The sequence below is a fragment of the Cognatishimia sp. F0-27 genome (assembly GCF_020667845.1).
GTDB lineage: Bacteria > Pseudomonadota > Alphaproteobacteria > Rhodobacterales > Rhodobacteraceae > JAFMPQ01.
Genome location: NZ_JAFMPQ010000003.1, coordinates 83,673 through 100,122, shown reverse-complemented (window position 1 = coordinate 100,122; position 16,450 = coordinate 83,673). Strand labels below are relative to the sequence as shown.

Genomic DNA, 16,450 nt, shown 5'->3' with positions numbered 1-16,450 from the left:
AGTCGTCCTGCCCGTCCCGAAGGCGCGGGCATACACCGCACCACGCGTCCGCACTGCGGCCTGAACGCCATACCGCGCGGGACGCCCCCCACGACGGGCCGCGGCGTCTCGCGTGTGTCAGTTCATGCGTAGGAAGACGGTTTCCTCGATCTTGCCCGGCTCCAGCACGATCAGCGTGTCGGGTTCCAGCAAGGTCACTTCCCAGCACAGCCGGTCATTGCCGCCCGAGAAATAGACGAAAGACAGCGCGGGACCCACCACGCCGCCATCGCAGCGCGCCACCACATCCAGCGTTGCTTCGAAGACCGGCGTGCCAAGGATCATGTCCTGCCGCAATCCACCGGTGATCTCGAACACCGCCCCCGGCGACCGCAGGGCCTGCCAGCGCCCCTGCAGCGCGTCGCGCACCGGGCCGAACCGGTCGCGCGGCAGCTCCTCGAAACTGGCAAGGGCAATGCGGTCGGTGCTGCCCTCGCGGGAATGCACGCGGCCCACAAAGCGGATCGGCGTGTTGCGGGCCAGCCTGAGAAGCTGCGCCCGACCGGACCCGACCAGAACGCGCCGCCCCTCAGCCACGATCATGCAGTCACCCGCGTCGCAATGGCTGAACACCCCCTGCCCCTCGATGCGCGATTGGCCCGCCTCCTCGAGCACGCCGGGCGCGGTCGCGCCGTCGGCAACAAGGGCATCCGGCTGGACCGGCAGTTCGGGCGCATCCGCAGGATCCAGGGTCACGGTAAAGCGGCGCGCCGTGCCTGTGTCCACCTCGGCAAACGGCAGGCGGTCGAACCCGCGCTCCTGGCATGCGTCGTCCCCGGCGATGGTAAAGACCTGCTCGGAGGTGCAGAAAAAGTAATCCCCCGTGCGGAACGTGCCATGGGCATTTGTGGCCCGCCAGTAGTAGTAGCGCTGCGCCAGCGGGTCGGTCACGACGGGCAGGCATGCGCCCGGCGCGATGCGCCACCAACCCTCGGAGGTCCACGTTCCCGCGTCGGAATACCCGATTGCCACCGAGGCAGCCAGGTCCGTCTCGTTACAGACTTCCAGCTCTGCCATGGCCGGACGGGCCAGCAGCAGGGCTGATACAGCGAGGGCAAGACACAAGGCGGGTCGGATCATCGGGTCAAACCGGTCTGGGACGTTGAGGCGGCAGGCCGCGCGGGATCCTAGCACGGGCCTGCCGGGAACCGGAATGGCGTTGGCCGAAAACCGCCCCTCGGGGCGTGCGGCACCGGCGCGCATCGGATCAGTCCCTGCGCCTCGCGACCGGGCAGGCGCTGCGGGACCGCGGAAACCGGGACGGCACGCCCGCCGGATGCCGTTTTGCCGAAAGGCACCATGGCCGGGGGGCCAGCCCCCCGGACCCCCCGGGATATTTCAAGCCCAAAGAAACAGGACGGGCGCGCGTGGTGGCGCGGCGCGCCAATAGGACCGATCATGCGGAGGGCGCTCCCGTCACAGCATAGGCCGGCGGCGCAGATGCCGCCGGGCGGGTTTGCGGGCCAAAGGCGCGCAAAAGATGCCCCGGCGCCGCGGGGCGCTTGCAGGCGGATCACGCCCCCTGACAAACCGGCGTCACGCCAGCGATGGCAGCCACAGCACGATCCACGGGAAGGCGACGAGCAGCGCGATGGTCACGCCATCGGCCACAAAGAACGGGGTCACGCCGCGGAACACGTCCTGCACCGACACTTCGGGCCGGACGCCCGCCACTACGAAGCAGTTCAACCCGATGGGTGGTGTGATCAGGCAGAACTCCGCCATCTTCACCACCAGGATCCCGAACCAGATGGCGCACATCGGGCCGGACATGCCAAAGGCACTGTCTTCTGCGGCGACGAACTCGCCCCCGTTCAGCGCCATGACCGCCGGATAGACCACTGGCAGCGTCAGGAGCAACATGCCGATGGCGTCCATGAACATGCCCAGAACCGCATAGGCGAGAAGGATACACACGAGGATCAGCATCGGCGAATAGGGCAGCGCGGTGATCCAGTCGGAAAACGCGCTCGGCAGATCGGCGAACCCGAGGAACCGCACATAGATCAGCACGCCCCAGATGATCGAGAAGATCATGATCGAGAGCTTTGCCGTCTCCACCAACGCGTCGCGCAGCTCCGGCAGGCGCATACCTTGATAGAGCGCCATGCAGAACACGATGAACGCGCCAACCGCTCCGCCCTCGGTCGGCGTGCCCCAGGCGTCGCCGCCGAAGGGGTTGTAGACAAAGAAGATGATGATCACGACCACCGCCACGATGGGCAGCGCCGGCGGCAGCGACGCGAAGCGCTGTTTCCACGTAAAGCCGCCCACCGGCGGGCCGAACCCCTTGATCGTGAGCGCCATGCCGATGATCAGCGCCGCATAGACCAGCGCGGAAAACACGCCCGGGATAAAGCCTGCGAGCAGCAGCTTGCCGACATCCTGCTCGACGATGATCGCCTAGATGACGAGGATGGCGCTTGGCGGGATCAGCGAGGCCAGCGTGCCGCCTGCCGCCACGACGCCTGCCGCGAAGCGTTTGTCATAGCCAATCTTGAGCATCTCCGGGATCGCGATCCGCGCAAACACCGCCGCCGTGGCCACCGACGCGCCGGAGACGGCCGCAAATCCGGCGGTGGCGAACACGGTCGAGACCGCAAGCCCGCCGGGCACCCAGGCGATCCAGCGCTTGGCCGCTTCGAAGAGCGCCCGTGTCAGCCCCGCGTAATAGGCCAGATAGCCGATCAGGATAAAGGTCGGGATCAGGCTCAGTGCCTGGTTCGACACCTTGGAATGCGGCACCTGCCCGGCGGTTTTCACCGCCACCCCCAGAGCCCAGGAAAACCGCTCCGGATCGTAATCCGAGCGCGCCCAGAAGATCCAGATCAGGCCGACAAGCCCCGCAAGCCCGGCGGCAAAGGCCACCCGCATCCCCAAAACCACCATCACGAGCATGCCGCCCGTGACCCAAAGGCCAATCTCGACGCTGTCCATTTAGAGCGCCCCTCGCTTCTCCGTCCGGGCCGCACGGACCCGCATCTCGCGCCGGGTCATAGATCGTGCCCTTTCACCTGAGCCGCCTCGGCGGCCGCCATTTCCGCTGCGGTCTGCACCAGCGGCACCGCCACGGGGCGCTCCTCACCGCGCAGGAAAGCCCGCCCGTATCCCCAGAGCTGCAGCACGAGCCGCAGCGAGATCACCGAGAACGCGACCGGCACGACAAGTTTTGCCGGCCAGATCGGCAGGCCGATATCGATCGAGCTGTCTCGTGACCAGTTCGGCGCGCTGAAGTCAAAGGACCGGTCGAAATGCGCCCAGGACCCCCAGACCAATAGCACCATCAGCATCAGGATTGCGCAGGTGGTGATGAATTCCGCCGCCCAGAGCCAGCGCCCCTTGAGCTGGCCCACCACGATATCCATCCGGATGTGCCCGCCCTCGCGCATGACGTAGGAAATGCCGAAAATCGCGATCAGCGGCATCGCCGCCTCGATCCAGTCCACGTAGCCGCGCAGCGGCTCCTCGAAGAACTCGCGCCCGGTGACCGAGACCACCGCAAGCACCATGAGCATGAAGGCCCCGATCCCGGAAACGAAGGCCATGCCCCATTCCACCCGGCGCAACGCTCGATCCAGACGACTGAGCGTGCTGTCGTCGCTCAGAACCGATGCCGATCCGGCCATCGCGGCCTCCCCACCCTGTCAGAAAGTCAAACCGGCCCCGGCGCACTGCACGCGCCGGGGCCGCCTGTCCAAGATCAGTTGGACATGCGCGCCTTTTCGAGCGTGCCCATCACAAGATCGTAGAGCTCCTGCGCCGGCATGCCCTGCGCGGCCATCTCTTCGAGCCATGCATCATGGATCGGCTTGCCCGCCACTTCGCGGAACTTGGCCAGCTCGTCCTCGGAGATCTCGACCTTCTGGACGCCCTTCTCGGCCAGGACGCTGTCCCAGCGCTCAAGCAGCTCGGCGTAATTGGTGAGGTAATGCGCGATCGCCTCATCAACGCTTTCATCCAGCGCGGTGCGTTCCGCATCGCTCAGCATCTCGTAGGCGTCGATATTGACAACCACCGGGCAGTTCACCGTGCCGGGGTTGAGGTTCGCGGTCCACCAATCGGCCTGGTTGATCGTGCCGAAGGACAGATGCGCGTGCTGGGCAAAGGCCACCGTGTCCACAACGCCCGACTCCATCGCCTGATAGGCTTCCGTTGCGGTCACCGAGGTCGGCACGCCGCCCACCGCCTCGAAGGCACGGCCAAGCCCGCCTGTCGCGCGCACCCGCATCCCGTCGAACTCGGACAGCTCATCACGCGCGTCACCGGTCCCCACGATGTTGTATTGCGGCATCGGCGAGGTCATCAGCATCTTGGCGTTCCACTGCGCCATCTCCTCGGCGACGGCCGGATGGTCATAGACCGCATGGCTCACCGCCACTTCTTCCTCGAGATTGGCCACACCGAGGAACGGCAGTTCCAGCACCGTGATCGCGCGGTTCTTGTCGGGGTGGTATCCGGCACAGAACTGCGCCATCTCGAAGGCCCCGATGGAAATCCCGTCAAGGTTCTCGCGGTTGTTCGACAGGCCCCCGTAGGAGATGTTCATGGTGAACGCGCCATCGGTCTTTTCCTCGACCAGCTCGGCAAGCTTGTGGATATGCTCGGTAAAGGCGCGGCGCTTGCCCCAGACGGAGACGTTCCACTCGGTCGCGAGCGCTTCGGTGGCAAAAGTCATGGCAATCGCCGTGGTCAGCAGTTTTGCTGTCATACTGGGCATGGGCCCCTCCCTTGATATGTCGTTCTTGTGCGGCGGTTTGTCCCGCCTTGGGCGCAGAGCCTAGCGCGCCTGTCGCCCGGCGCAACCCCTCTCCGCCTCCCGCGGAACAGGCGACGGGCACTTGCACGCACCGCGATTGTCCGAAGGCCCCGCTTCAACCGCCAAGACGGTGCTCCCCTCCTGACGCGCCCCGCCGATGCAACGCACACCACACGGCGCCGCGCCGGAGCGCGGCCCGATCCGGCATATCCCGCGGCGCGCACCGGTTACCGCTGCGGCAGCCGCACAGCCGCATCCAGCCGGATGACCTCTCCGTTGAGATAGGGGTTGGCGACGATCTGGCTGACCATCAGAGCGTATTCATCCGGATCACCGAGCCGGTGCGGGAAGGGAATGTTCGCGACGATTCCCGCAGTGGTTTCTTCCGGCAGCCCCTCCATCATCGGCGTGTGGAACAGCCCCGGCGCAATCGCCATCACGCGCACGCCCTGCTTGGCCATCTCGCGCGCCGCCGGAAGGCACATGGCCGCGATGCCCCCCTTGGACGCGGCATAGGCGGTCTGCCCGACCTGGCCGTCCTGATAGGCGATGGAGGCGGTGTTGATCACGACGCCCCGCTCGCCGGTCTCGAGGGGCGCCTCGGCCATCATCATCCGCGAGGCATGCGCCATGACATGGAAGGACCCGATCAGGTTGACCCGGATCGTGCGCTCGAACAGGTCCGTCGACAGGGTCCCGTCCCGGCCCACAACCCGCGCCGCAAGCCCGATCCCGGCGCAGTTGACCGCAACCCGCACCGCGCCAAGCTCGGAACCGATCCGCTCAAACGCTGCGGCAACCTGCGCGGCATCGCCCACGTCACAGCCGATCCCGATCCCACCGATCTCACCGGCGACCCGTGCGGCCCCCTCAGCGTCGTAATCGAGGATCGCAACCCGCGCGCCCTCACGCGCCAAACGCCGCGCCGTTGCCGCTCCAAGCCCGCTGGCCGCGCCGGTCACCACGGCCACCAATCCGTCACACTGCATGTCGCTCTCCCTCTCTGGTCAAATCAACCCATGATCCGTCTCGCATGGCCAATCTGGCCGATGCGTCTTCTGTTCGCAAACCCGCGCCCTGTCGCGCGCGAGAGACGCCCACCCCGACGCCCCATCCCGACCTTTCCACCGGGCAGCACCCAGCACCGCCCCCCGCTTCTTCTGTCGCAAAATACTCCGGGGGTCCGGGGGCAGCGCCCCCGCCGCACCGGCCTTCAGTCCACCGCGCCCCAACCGGCCATGCGCCGCCCCGCCGCACAACGCCCACCTCGACGCCCCATCCCGACCTTTCCACCGGGCAGCACACAGCACCGCCCCCCGCTTCTTCTGTCGCAAAATACTCCGGGGGTCCGGGGGCAGCGCCCCCGCCGCACAGCATTTCCGTCCCGTCCAGACCTGTCGCCCTGCCGCACAGGGCCCCTGCCATGGGTGTGACCATGACCGCGCCCCGGCTACAACAGGAACAGCGTGATCGACGGGAAGGCCACAAGGATCACCACCCGAACCAGATCGGACGCGACGTAATAGAGCACCGCGCGGTAGGTCTCGACCATGGGCGTCGCCCGATCCATCGCGTTGATCACAAAGAGGTTCATGCCCACAGGCGGCGTGATCAATCCAACCTCCACGACGATCAGGACAAGAATCCCGAACCAGATCGCCACATGCTCCGCGCTCATCCCGAAATCCAGCGCCGAGATCACCGGAAAGAAGATCGGTACCGTCAGAAGGATCATCGACAGGCTGTCCATGAAACAGCCGAACACGAGATAAAGCAGCAGGATGACGCAGAGCACCGTGATCGGCGCAAACCCCTGCTCGACAACCATCTGGCTGAGCGATTGCGGCACCTGCGTCAACGCCAGGAACCCGTTATAGAACGCCGCCCCCAGCACGATGAAAAAGATCATCGCCGTGGAGCGCCCGGTATCGGCAAAGGCCGCAAAAAGCGTGGCCCGCGTCAAACCGCCATTCATCAGCGCGATGAGCCCCGTGCCGAGCGCGCCCACCGCAGCCCCTTCGGTGGGGGTGAAAACCCCGCCATAAATCCCGCCGACCACCGCAACGAAGACCACCAGAACCGGCCAGACCGACCACAGCGCCCGGAAACGGTCGCGCATCGGCACCGCCTCCCGCACCCCCGCCGATCCGGGGTTGAGCCGCACATAGACCGACACCGCGATCATGTAGCCGATGGCCGCCATGATGCCCGGGATGAACGCGGCCAGAAACAGCTTGGCAATGTTCTGCTCGGTCAGGATCGCGTAGATCACCAGAACGACCGAGGGCGGAATGAGGATGCCCAAAGTGCCCCCCGCCGCCAGCGTGGCGGTGGAGAACCCGCCCTTGTAGCCATAGGCCTTGAGCTCCGGAAGCGCGACCCGGCTCATGGTCGCCGCCGTGGCCAGCGACGAGCCACAGATTGCGCCAAACCCCGCACAGGCCCCGATCGCCGCCATGGCAACCCCGCCCTTGCGATGCCCGAGGAAGCTCTCCGCGGCCCGGAACAACGCCTGGCTCATCCCGCCCAGCGTCGCGAAATAGCCCATCAGCAGGAACATCGGCACAATGGACAGCGAATAGCTCGAAAACGTGGTGTAGGCCTCCGTCTTGAGCCGCGCCAGCGCCATGTTCGGCGACCCGGTCACAAGATATAGCCCCGCAAACCCGGTCACAAACATCGCCAGGCCAATCGGCACGCGCAGGAAAATCATCACCAGCAGCGCCGGAAAGGAATACAGCCCGATCTCGAGAGTGCTCACGCCACATCCTCCGCCGCAGTCAAGCCGCTGCCGACCACGTCGCGCCCGCTCAACAGCTCGTAGAACCGGATCCCGGCCATGTAGACGCCCGCCGCAGCCGCAAGGCTCGCCCCCACAAGGCTCGCCGCATAGCCCCACCAGATCGGCAGCTGCAACAGCATCGTCTGCTGGCCCGAGCGGATCTTCGACGCCATCCCGCTCTCAAGCTGCACCGCGATCACCACAAGCGCGACGGCAAAAAGCGCCTCCGCCGCAAACACCACCAGCCGCTGGACAACCGGCGCGAACGCATTGGTCAGGATATCGACCGACGCATGCCCCGCGGTGACCTGGCAATAGGGAATGAAGGCAAAGATGCAAAACGCGATCCCCGCCTCGACCAGCTCGAAATCGCCCCGGATCGCCCCCACGCCGCTGGCCAGAACCCATTCCGCAAAGCCCGGCGCCACGGCGGTGATCCAGTCGCCATGCAACCACGTGTTGATCGCCCGCCCCGCCACCGACAGACAGACCAGCACGATCAGCCCCAACAGAACCACGCCGCCAAGTCCGGCAAATCCGCGCGTCAGCCGGATCATCCACCCATGCACCTTCTGCAATTCCCTGCCCTTTCATCCCACCCCGTGCGGGGGAACAGGCGATGCCCGCCGCACCCCGCCGTCATCCGTGCCGGGGCTGGCCCGCCCCCGCGCTCTCGCCGCCACGCCGCTTGCCCGGCTGCATGACCGTTCGGCAGGCTCTGTGGCATATCCACACCGCGCCGGGAACCCGCTTGGCGGCACAACCGCTCCCCGATCCCCCATTAAGGCGCCAGGAGGCCGGGCGCCCATACGCCTCGCGTCTCCCGCACCCCGCACCAGGTCCGCCCCCCGCGCGCGCCCTGTTTCTTCTGTCCCGAAATACTCCGGGGGGTGCGGGGGGGCAGCGCCCCCCGCCCGTCGCCCCGTGCACACGTTCCGGACATGAAAGCACCGCCCCCCAAGCGCGTGGGAAGCGGTGCCCGGCCTGTCACGCCAACGCTCAGTTCGCCGCGTCATACTCCGCCATGAGCGCCTTGGCCTGGTCGATCAGCGCCTGACCGTCCATGCCCTTGTCCGCCACATCCGCAATCCACGCGTCATAGACCGGGGCGGCCATCTCTTCCCACTTAGCCGCGTCTTCCTCGGACACGGTGATGATGGTGTTGCCCATATCCACCGCGATCTGTCGCGCGGGCCCGTCCGCATCCGCCTGCGTGCCGCCCGCAAAAACCGAGAACTCCAGCCCGGAATTGGCGTCGATGATCGCCTGAAGGTCCTCCGGAAGGCTCTCCCACTTGTCCTTGTTCATCGCCAGAACGAAGGTCAGGTTGTACAGCGGCGGGCCGTCGAACTCGGTGTGGTTCGACACCAGCTCCGGCACCTTGAGCGCGGGCGTCACCTCCCACGGGATCGTCGTGCCGTCGATCACGCCTTTCGAAAGCGCCTCCGGGATCGCCGTCACCGGCAGGCCGATCGGCTCCGCCCCGACCCGCTCCAGCAACTGGTTGACCATCCGCGAGCCGCCGCGGATCTTCATCCCCTGCAGATCCTCCGGCGAAGCCACCGGCTCCTTGGTGTGCAGCATGCCCGGCCCGTGGACCCATGTGCCCAGAACCTTCACATCCGCATAATCGGCATCCGCCATATGCTCTTCATACATTTTCCAGAACGCGTAGGACGTCGCCCGCGCATTCTCCGTCATGAACGGCAGTTCAAACACTTCCGTGTGTGGGAAGCGCCCCGGCGTGAAGCCGTTCACCGCCCAGACGATATCGGCCACCCCGTCGATCGCCTGATCGATCAGCTCCGGCGGCGTGCCGCCAAGCTGCATCGCCGGGAAGCGCTGGATCGCGATCCGACCGTCCGAGGCTTCCTCGATATTGTCCGCCCAGACGTCAAGGATCAGCTTCGGCACGTTGGCCTGCGCCGGCAGGAACTGGTGCAGGGTCAGCGTCACCTCCTGCGCCTCGGCCGCCTTCGGGCTCAGGCCCAGCCCGGCAACCGCCATCGCCGCCGCCGCGACAGAGCCCAGAACGCGCCGCCGCGTGGTGTTCTCAAAAGTCATGTGTCTCTCCCTTTGGATCACGGCACCGTCTCGGACGGCCCCGCATCATCTCAGCCGCCCCGTCTTGCCGCGGGGCGTTCCATGCGGCATCGGACCGCAAACCATCGGGCTTGTCCAGACCTGATCCCGCAGGCCGCAGCCGTATTCCGCCTTGCAAAGCGCCGCCGGTCCGGGCCTTCATCAAGCCCGGACAAGGGGGCAGGATGCGACTCAATCTCGATCAGCTGCGCAGTTTCCTGATGGTGGTGCGCTCCGGCGGCGTGGCCAAGGCCGCGCAGGCGCTGCACGTGACCCAGCCGGCCATCTCCGCGCGCATCCGCAATCTCGAGGAAACGCTCGGCGCCCAGCTCTTCGACCGCGAGGGCGGCGCCATGCGCCTGACCAAGCGCGGCGAGATGCTGCTGCAATATGCCGGACGGCTGGAGCGGCTGACGCAGGCCATCGAACGCGACATCGTCGACCCGTCCGGCATCGAGGGCCATATCCGCATCGGCGCGTCCGAAACCGTGGCCCAAAGCTGGTTGCCGGATTTTGTCTCCGCCCTGCATGCACGCCACCCGCGCGTCCAGATCGAGCTGAATGTCGATGTCTCCACCAATCTGCGCGACGGGCTGCTCAACCGCGAGATCGACCTCGCCTTCCTGCTCGGCCCGGTCTCGGAGCAATCGGTGGACAACCTCGCCCTGCCCGCCTTCGATCTGGCCTGGGTCGTGGCAACCGGCACCGGGGGCGCGCCGGAGCGACTCTTCGACAAGCCCGTCATTACTTATGCGCGCGGCACGCGGCCCTTCCGCGAGATTCGCGACGCGGTGGCCACGCGGGTCGGCCCGGACGTGCCGATCTTTCCCTCCTCGTCGCTTTCGGCGGCGTTCCGGCTGGTGGAAAGCGGTCTCGGCGTGGCGGCCCTGCCGCTGACACTGGCGCGGCCATTCCTGTCTTCGGGCCGGCTCGACCTCTTCGATCCCGGCTGGCGCCCGACGCCGCTCAGCTTCACCGCCTCCTACGTGGCCGATCCGCCCAGCCCCATCGTGGTTCAGGCCGCGGAGCTGGCCCGCGCCACCGCCGACACCGCCGAGGGCGCCGATCCCAGCTGAGTGATTTCGCCGTCTGCCCTGCGGTGGCGCGCGGTCGCGCCTCGCCGCGCGCAGGGATGCCCCCAACGGGATGCCCCCGCCCCCCGACCGCGCTTGTCGCATGCCACTCTCGCCCGAACGGCCGCCCCAGCCATGCGCCCCACATCTTCGCCGCACCGGCAGCTTCTGTCATGCGCCCCCACCGCACCCCGGCAGACCGTGCCAAGCGCCCATGCCGCCCCGTTGACGCCGGCCCCGCGCGCCGGAACGGTTGCGGCGCGCGGGTCTCTTCGCGCGCGCCGACAGATGGGCGGTGCGATGGCCGGTGCGGTCTCGGCTGCTGCGGTGCCTCTCCGCGCGGTCTCCCGGCTGCGCGTCGCAATCCCCGGACCACGCCAAAGCGATGCACCGCGCGCGCAACCCGCCTTTCATCGCCCTCCACATCGCATGCGCATGGGTTGTGCATGGGATGTGCATCCGCAATTTTGCGCATAAAGCCGGGCAGCCACTCAAATCCTGACAAACATGCACAGCCTGAAGCGCAACCAGTCATAACGGATTTCTATGCCCATGGCTCAATTCTTTTGATTTGCCTTTATAGCCGTCCCCGGCCACGCTGCACCCAACCACGGGGGTTCAATGACGATGGATTTTGCTGCGATGCGCAAGCTGAGCGCGCCCGACGCGCGCAAGGCGATCCGCGAAGGGGCCTATGCCCGGCACACTGCCGGTCTCGCCGCGGGCTGTCTTCAGGCCAATATCGTAATCCTGCCGGAGTCCTATGCGCTGGATTTCATGCGGTTTTGCCAAAGAAACCCAAAGCCCTGCCCACTCGTCGGCGTGACCGAGACCGGGGACCCGGTGTTTCGCACCATGGGGCAGGACGTGGATGTGCGCAGCGATATACCCGCTTACAACATCTACCGCGACGGCCATCGCAGCGAAACCGTCGCCGATATCACCGACCATTGGCGCGACGACATGGTGGGCTTTGCGCTCGGCTGCTCGTTCACCTTTGAAAAAGCATTGCAATCCAACGGGATACCCGTCTGGCACATCGACAATGACAGCACCGTTCCGATGTTTCAGACCACGATCCCGCTCACCCCGGCGGGCCCCTTTGGCGGCCACATGGTTGTCTCCATGCGCGCCGTGCCCGAGGCCGATGTTGCCCGCGTGGCGGAGATTTCCGCCCGCTACCCGCTCGCCCATGGCGCACCCGTCCACAGCGGCGATCCGCAAGCCATTGGGATCCGTGACATATCACAGCCCGAATGGGGGGATCCCGCTCCGGTTCCGTCCGGACATGTGCCGGTGTTCTGGGCCTGTGGAGTCACCCCGCAATCCGCAGTCATGCGCGCGAAACTGCCGCTGGCGATCACCCACGCCCCCGGTCACATGCTGATTTCGGACGTGCCTGAAGAAGCCGAGGTTCCCATCCTCACCCCGGTCGACTGAGCCTGCTCCGACCGCAAAAGATCAATGAAAAACGCCAACAAGGAGACTGATATGAAACGCTTTTCTGCCCTTCTCGCCACATCTGCCCTGATCGCGGCACCGGCCCTCGCCGAAGACCTCGCGGTTGTCGGAAGCTGGTCCGGCCTGCCGCTGCACAAGGAATACGAGGCCCCCTACTGGTCCGAGAAACTCCCGGCCGCCGCCGACGTCAATGTGGCGCTGACCACGCATAACCAGATGGGTCTGGGTGTCGGCGACGTCTTCCGCTTGCTCGGCGATGGCGTCTATGACGTCGCGATGACCGTGTCCGACTACGCTGTGGCCGATGCGCCCGAGCTCGAAGGGCTCGACGTGCCGATGATCGCCGTTGACGCGGACAAGGCCCGCATGATGGTCGACGCCGCGCGGCCCATGGTCTCCGACATCTACCGCGACCGGTTCAACAGCCACGTGCTGGCCATCGCGCCCTATCCGCCGCAGGTCGTGTTCTGCAACGCCGAGATCTCGGGTCTGGACGATCTCGCCGGTCTCAAGGTTCGCGCCTCCGGCCGCATGACCGCAAAATTCCTCGAAGCGCTCGGCGCCGAAGGCGTCAACGTCGCCTTTTCCGAGGTTCCCGGCGCCTTGCAAAAAGGCGTTGTAGACTGCGCAGTTACGGGCGCAGGCTCAGGTTACTCCGCCGGGTGGTGGGAAGTCTCCACCCACCTGCTGCCGATCCCGCTGGGCGGATGGGACCCGGTGGTCACGGCCGTGAACATGGACAAGTGGATGAGCCTCGACGACGCGACCAAGGCCACCATCGAAGCCACGATCAAGTCCGATTTCGAAGAGCCCGCATGGGCCACGGCACAGGGCGCGCTGGTCAATGACATCGCCTGTCTGACCGGCAACGGGGACTGCCCGTCGGGTGATGCCCGCTCCATGACACTGGTCGAAGCCTCCGACGCGGACATGGCCAAAGCGCGGGACGTGCTGGTCGGTCTGGTGCTGCCCGACTGGGCCGAACGCGCCGGCGGTGACTGGGCCGAACGCTGGAATGCCTCCGTGGGCGAAGCGGTGGGCGTCAAGATCGGCATGACCAACTGATGTCAGCGGCCATGGCAGAGCAAATCCTCACCCGTCTCAAGACGATCAATCGCGCTGTCGCGCTGATCGTGGGTCTCGGCCTTCTGGGCACCGCCCTGTTTGTGCTTGCCGACATTCTGCTGCGGCAGGTCGGGTCGAGCTTCGGTGGGACGGATGAGATTTCGGGCTATGCCATGGCCATCGCATCCAGCTGGGGCATGGCCTATGCCATGCTCGAGCTGGGCCATGTGCGCATCGATATTCTACGCGCGCGGCTGGCCCAGGGCGGGCGCGTGCTGTTCGACCTGTTCTCGCTGCTGGTACTCTCGGCCTCGATCACGCTGATCGCGGTCAAGTGCTGGCCAGTGCTGGAGAAATCGCTCTCCAACAGCAGCCGTGCCAACACACCGCTGGAGACGCCCCTGTGGTGGGTGCAGATGCCGTGGATGGCGGGCTGGATCTGGTTTGCACTGATGGCCTGGGTGACGTTCCTGGCCGCGCTGCTTCTTGTATGGCGGCGGGAATACGAGTCCGCCGAGCGCCACATCGGCGCCTTTGGCGAAGCGGAAATGGCCGAGGTGCACGAATGAGACTGCCCGCACCGCACAGGGCCCCGATTGCCCCACCTGCCATGTCTGACCCTCCTCACACGCTGGAGCCGCGCGCATGATCACCTATGTCTCCGTCGCGCTGCTTGGTCTGCTGTCCCTGTCGATCCCGGTGGGCATCGTGCTCTTCCTGCTCGGTTTCGGCGTCGATCAGTTCTTCTCCCCCTTTCCCCTGATCCGTGGTTTGGGACAGATGGTCTGGTCCGCCTCCAATTCGGCAACCCTGATCGCCATTCCCTTCTTTGTCCTGCTGGGTGAAATCCTCGTCCGCTCGGGCATCGCTAGGCGCACCTATTCGGCGCTGGACCGTTGGTTTTCCTGGCTACCCGGCGGCCTGATCCACGCCAATGTTGCGACGGCGACGATGTTCTCGGCGACCTCCGGCTCCTCCGTGGCCACGGCCGCGACTGTGGCAACGGTTGCGATGCCGCAGGCCGAACGGCTGGGTTATGACCAGAGGCTTTTTTCCGGTGCTATCGCCGCGGGGGGCACGCTGGGGATCATGATCCCACCCTCGATCAACCTGATCGTCTATGGTTTCCTGACCCAGACCTCGATCCCACAGCTTTTTCTTGCGGGCCTTCTTCCCGGTCTGCTGCTGGCACTCGGGTTTCTCATGATGACGGCCTTGATCTGCACGCTGCGCCCCGAGCTTGGTGGTGAACGGCGGCTCTTCCCCTTGGGCGACATGATCCGCGCGCTGGCCGAACTGCTGCCGATCGTCGCGCTGTTCACCATCATCATCGGCACGATTTACCGCGGTTGGGCGACGCCCACCGAAGCTGCCGCCGTCGGTGTGGCCGGCGCGCTTCTGATCGCCGCGCTCACCTCCGGCATTCGGTGGGAGATGATCCGCGACGCCCTGCTTGGCACGGTCAAGGTGACGGCCATGATCATGCTCGTGGTCATCGGCGCGTCCTTCCTGAACTTCACGCTGGCGTCAGCGGGTCTGGGCCGTGAGCTGGAGGATTTCCTGGCCGGGCTTGGCCTGACACCCTTCTGGACGCTGATGGTCATCGTGATGATCTACATCGTGCTGGGCTTCTTCATCGAGACGCTCTCGCTCATGGTGGTGACGATTCCCATCATCGTTCCGGTTGTGATCGAACTGGGCTATGACCCGATCTGGTTCGGCATTCTGATGATCGTGCTGATCGAAATGGCGCTGATCACCCCACCGGTAGGCCTGAACCTCTACGTGGTGCAGGGCGCGCGCTCCAGCGGGTCGATGTCAGACGTCATGGTCGGCGCCATTCCTTACGTGATTGCCATGCTGGTGATGGTTGCCGCGCTGATTGCGATCCCCGGCCTGGCGCTCTGGCTTCCCGCGACTCTGTCCGGCTGACCACGCCGCGCGCGCTGGCCCACCGCTTCGAGCCACGTCCCTTGTCCGTCTGAGCATAGGCCCGGCGTCCGGTCTGACACCGCAATGCACAGGAGGCGCGCCCGCAGGGTATCACCGCCAAAGCGCGGCGGATTGGGGCCAACCTCCGACGATCCCGTGGTCCATGTGGCCGCCCCGCTTCCGCTACGCGGTGGAGCGGCGACAGGAGCCAGCCCCCGGTCGCGCGTTGGCTGTCGTCTGTGCCGCGCCGCTCCATGGCCCGACTTCGCCGTCTCAAGGCCGCGCTCCCATCAGTAGGCCCGGCGTTTCGCCGCGCCACCGCGTCTGCGCGGGGTCGGCAGGCTCAAGTCCAGCGGTTTCAGCGGGTTGCGCAGGGATGCCTCGATAAGACGGCAGAACACCGCAACCGGCGGGTCGGTCATCCGGTAATTGACCGCAGACAGGTAGGCGAGCACCGCTTCTTCTTCATAGGATGCCGCGCCCGGCAAGGCGCCGAGCCACTGCATGTAGGCAAGTTGGCCGATCTCCTCCGCGCGCCGCGGCGAGCAGAAACCGACCAGCATCTGGTTCAGGGTCTTGTCAAATTGCATTGCGCCCTCCGCGCAAGAGGCTCGTGATACACTGACAAAGGCAACACAACGGTCGCTGTCAAACAACGGGACCGATACCATTCCTCTGCCGGGGCACCCCGCCCGGGTTGAAACTTGCCGAGGCCGGGATGGCACATCGGCGCGATGGCAGGTCTCCTGACTTGCGGGTCATTGCCTGTATCGCGCCTTCCCGGGCTCTTGGCGGCCCAGTGGACGATTGCGAAACAGGCTCTCCGCCTACAGTTGCGGGGGCAGTCGGGGAATTGCGCCGATCCCGTGTTTCGGCACGCACCCCGTTCCCATTTTCAGACCGCCGCAGCGGTCACCATCGCGTTTAGCGTGCACGCAGCATCGGGACGGTTCAATACCCAAATTGTCTCATGTCCTCGATTTGCGGCGACGGGACCGGAGGGGCGGATCGGCGCGTTGCGGGGTCTCGGGCAGCGGCCAGACCGGGCGCGCGGCGATGCCCCGCCTTCGGCTGTCAGGAGGCACAATGCGCCATCAGGCGGCAAGCGCGTCGACAGTTCAAAGCCCTCACCGACGCCCTGTCCGGTAGAGGTCCGGGCCGCGTTCCCACCTGCTCCGAGAGAAAAGCACGCGCCATCTGTCGGTCGCGGCTCCATGCCCATTGAAAGGCACAGGGCATTGCCCTAGTTCTTGCGAGTGA

At 66.0% G+C, this 16,450-nt stretch carries 13 protein-coding genes, 1 pseudogene and 1 riboswitch; of the genes and pseudogenes, 5 read left to right on the top strand and 9 right to left on the bottom strand.

The features are described from left to right. Positions 1-117: 117 nt before the first annotated feature. From J1C49_RS02750 to J1C49_RS02715, 8 genes and pseudogenes are all read right to left on the bottom strand, one after another. On the bottom strand, positions 118-1,242 hold the full coding sequence (locus tag J1C49_RS02750) for a DUF1036 domain-containing protein (protein WP_227444269.1): 1,125 nt from the start codon (positions 1,240-1,242) through the stop codon (positions 118-120). 333 nt (positions 1,243-1,575) lie between these two features. Then, positions 1,576-2,976: pseudogene (locus tag J1C49_RS02745) on the bottom strand (TRAP transporter large permease). A 56-nt stretch (positions 2,977-3,032) separates the two neighbouring features. Next, positions 3,033-3,665 (bottom strand): TRAP transporter small permease subunit, encoded by a 633-nt coding sequence (locus J1C49_RS02740; protein WP_227444268.1) that lies wholly within the window; start codon positions 3,663-3,665, stop codon positions 3,033-3,035. 74 nt (positions 3,666-3,739) lie between these two features. Then, a complete protein-coding gene (dctP, locus tag J1C49_RS02735) occupies positions 3,740-4,756 on the bottom strand; it encodes a TRAP transporter substrate-binding protein DctP (protein ID WP_227444267.1) in 1,017 nt (338 codons plus the stop codon). A 266-nt stretch (positions 4,757-5,022) separates the two neighbouring features. Next, on the bottom strand, positions 5,023-5,784 hold the full coding sequence (locus J1C49_RS02730) for an SDR family NAD(P)-dependent oxidoreductase (RefSeq protein WP_227444266.1): 762 nt from the start codon (positions 5,782-5,784) through the stop codon (positions 5,023-5,025). Between the two features lie 461 nt (positions 5,785-6,245). Continuing rightward, positions 6,246-7,556, bottom strand: coding sequence for a TRAP transporter large permease (locus tag J1C49_RS02725; RefSeq protein WP_227444265.1), 1,311 nt, complete (start codon positions 7,554-7,556; stop codon positions 6,246-6,248). Further along, positions 7,553-8,134 carry a TRAP transporter small permease gene (locus J1C49_RS02720; protein WP_227444264.1) on the bottom strand — a complete coding sequence of 194 codons (582 nt, stop codon included), beginning with the start codon at positions 8,132-8,134 and terminating at the stop codon, positions 7,553-7,555. Before J1C49_RS02720 ends, J1C49_RS02725 begins: the two co-directional genes overlap by 4 nt. Before the next feature lie 442 nt (positions 8,135-8,576). Then, positions 8,577-9,641, bottom strand: coding sequence for a TRAP transporter substrate-binding protein (locus tag J1C49_RS02715; RefSeq protein WP_227444263.1), 1,065 nt, complete (start codon positions 9,639-9,641; stop codon positions 8,577-8,579). Positions 9,642-9,844: 203 nt separating this feature from the next. Between J1C49_RS02715 and J1C49_RS02710 the strand changes: the two genes are divergently transcribed. The 5 genes from J1C49_RS02710 to J1C49_RS02690 all read left to right on the top strand — a co-directional run bounded on the left by J1C49_RS02710 (position 9,845) and on the right by J1C49_RS02690 (position 15,190). Beyond that, a complete protein-coding gene (locus J1C49_RS02710) occupies positions 9,845-10,735 on the top strand; it encodes a LysR family transcriptional regulator (RefSeq protein ID WP_227444262.1) in 891 nt (296 codons plus the stop codon). A 618-nt stretch (positions 10,736-11,353) separates the two neighbouring features. Continuing rightward, complete coding sequence (locus J1C49_RS02705) at positions 11,354-12,172, top strand: putative hydro-lyase (protein WP_227444261.1); 819 nt, start codon at positions 11,354-11,356, stop codon at positions 12,170-12,172. A 51-nt stretch (positions 12,173-12,223) separates the two neighbouring features. Further along, the gene (locus tag J1C49_RS02700) at positions 12,224-13,258 is read left to right on the top strand and encodes a TRAP transporter substrate-binding protein (RefSeq protein ID WP_227444260.1); all 1,035 of its coding nucleotides are present in this window, start codon (positions 12,224-12,226) and stop codon (positions 13,256-13,258) included. A gap of 11 nt (positions 13,259-13,269) precedes the next feature. Then, positions 13,270-13,827: a TRAP transporter small permease subunit gene (locus J1C49_RS02695; protein ID WP_227444259.1), complete on the top strand. Its 558-nt coding sequence runs from the start codon at positions 13,270-13,272 to the stop codon at positions 13,825-13,827. Between the two features lie 76 nt (positions 13,828-13,903). Beyond that, a complete protein-coding gene (locus tag J1C49_RS02690) occupies positions 13,904-15,190 on the top strand; it encodes a TRAP transporter large permease (RefSeq protein ID WP_227444258.1) in 1,287 nt (428 codons plus the stop codon). A gap of 290 nt (positions 15,191-15,480) precedes the next feature. Here J1C49_RS02690 and J1C49_RS02685 read toward each other — a convergent pair whose 3' ends face one another. Then, positions 15,481-15,780, bottom strand: a complete 300-nt coding sequence (locus J1C49_RS02685) for a hypothetical protein (protein WP_227444257.1) — start codon at positions 15,778-15,780, stop codon at positions 15,481-15,483. Between the two features lie 128 nt (positions 15,781-15,908). Next, positions 15,909-16,125, bottom strand: a riboswitch (cobalamin riboswitch). Between the last annotated feature and the right edge of the window lie 325 nt (positions 16,126-16,450).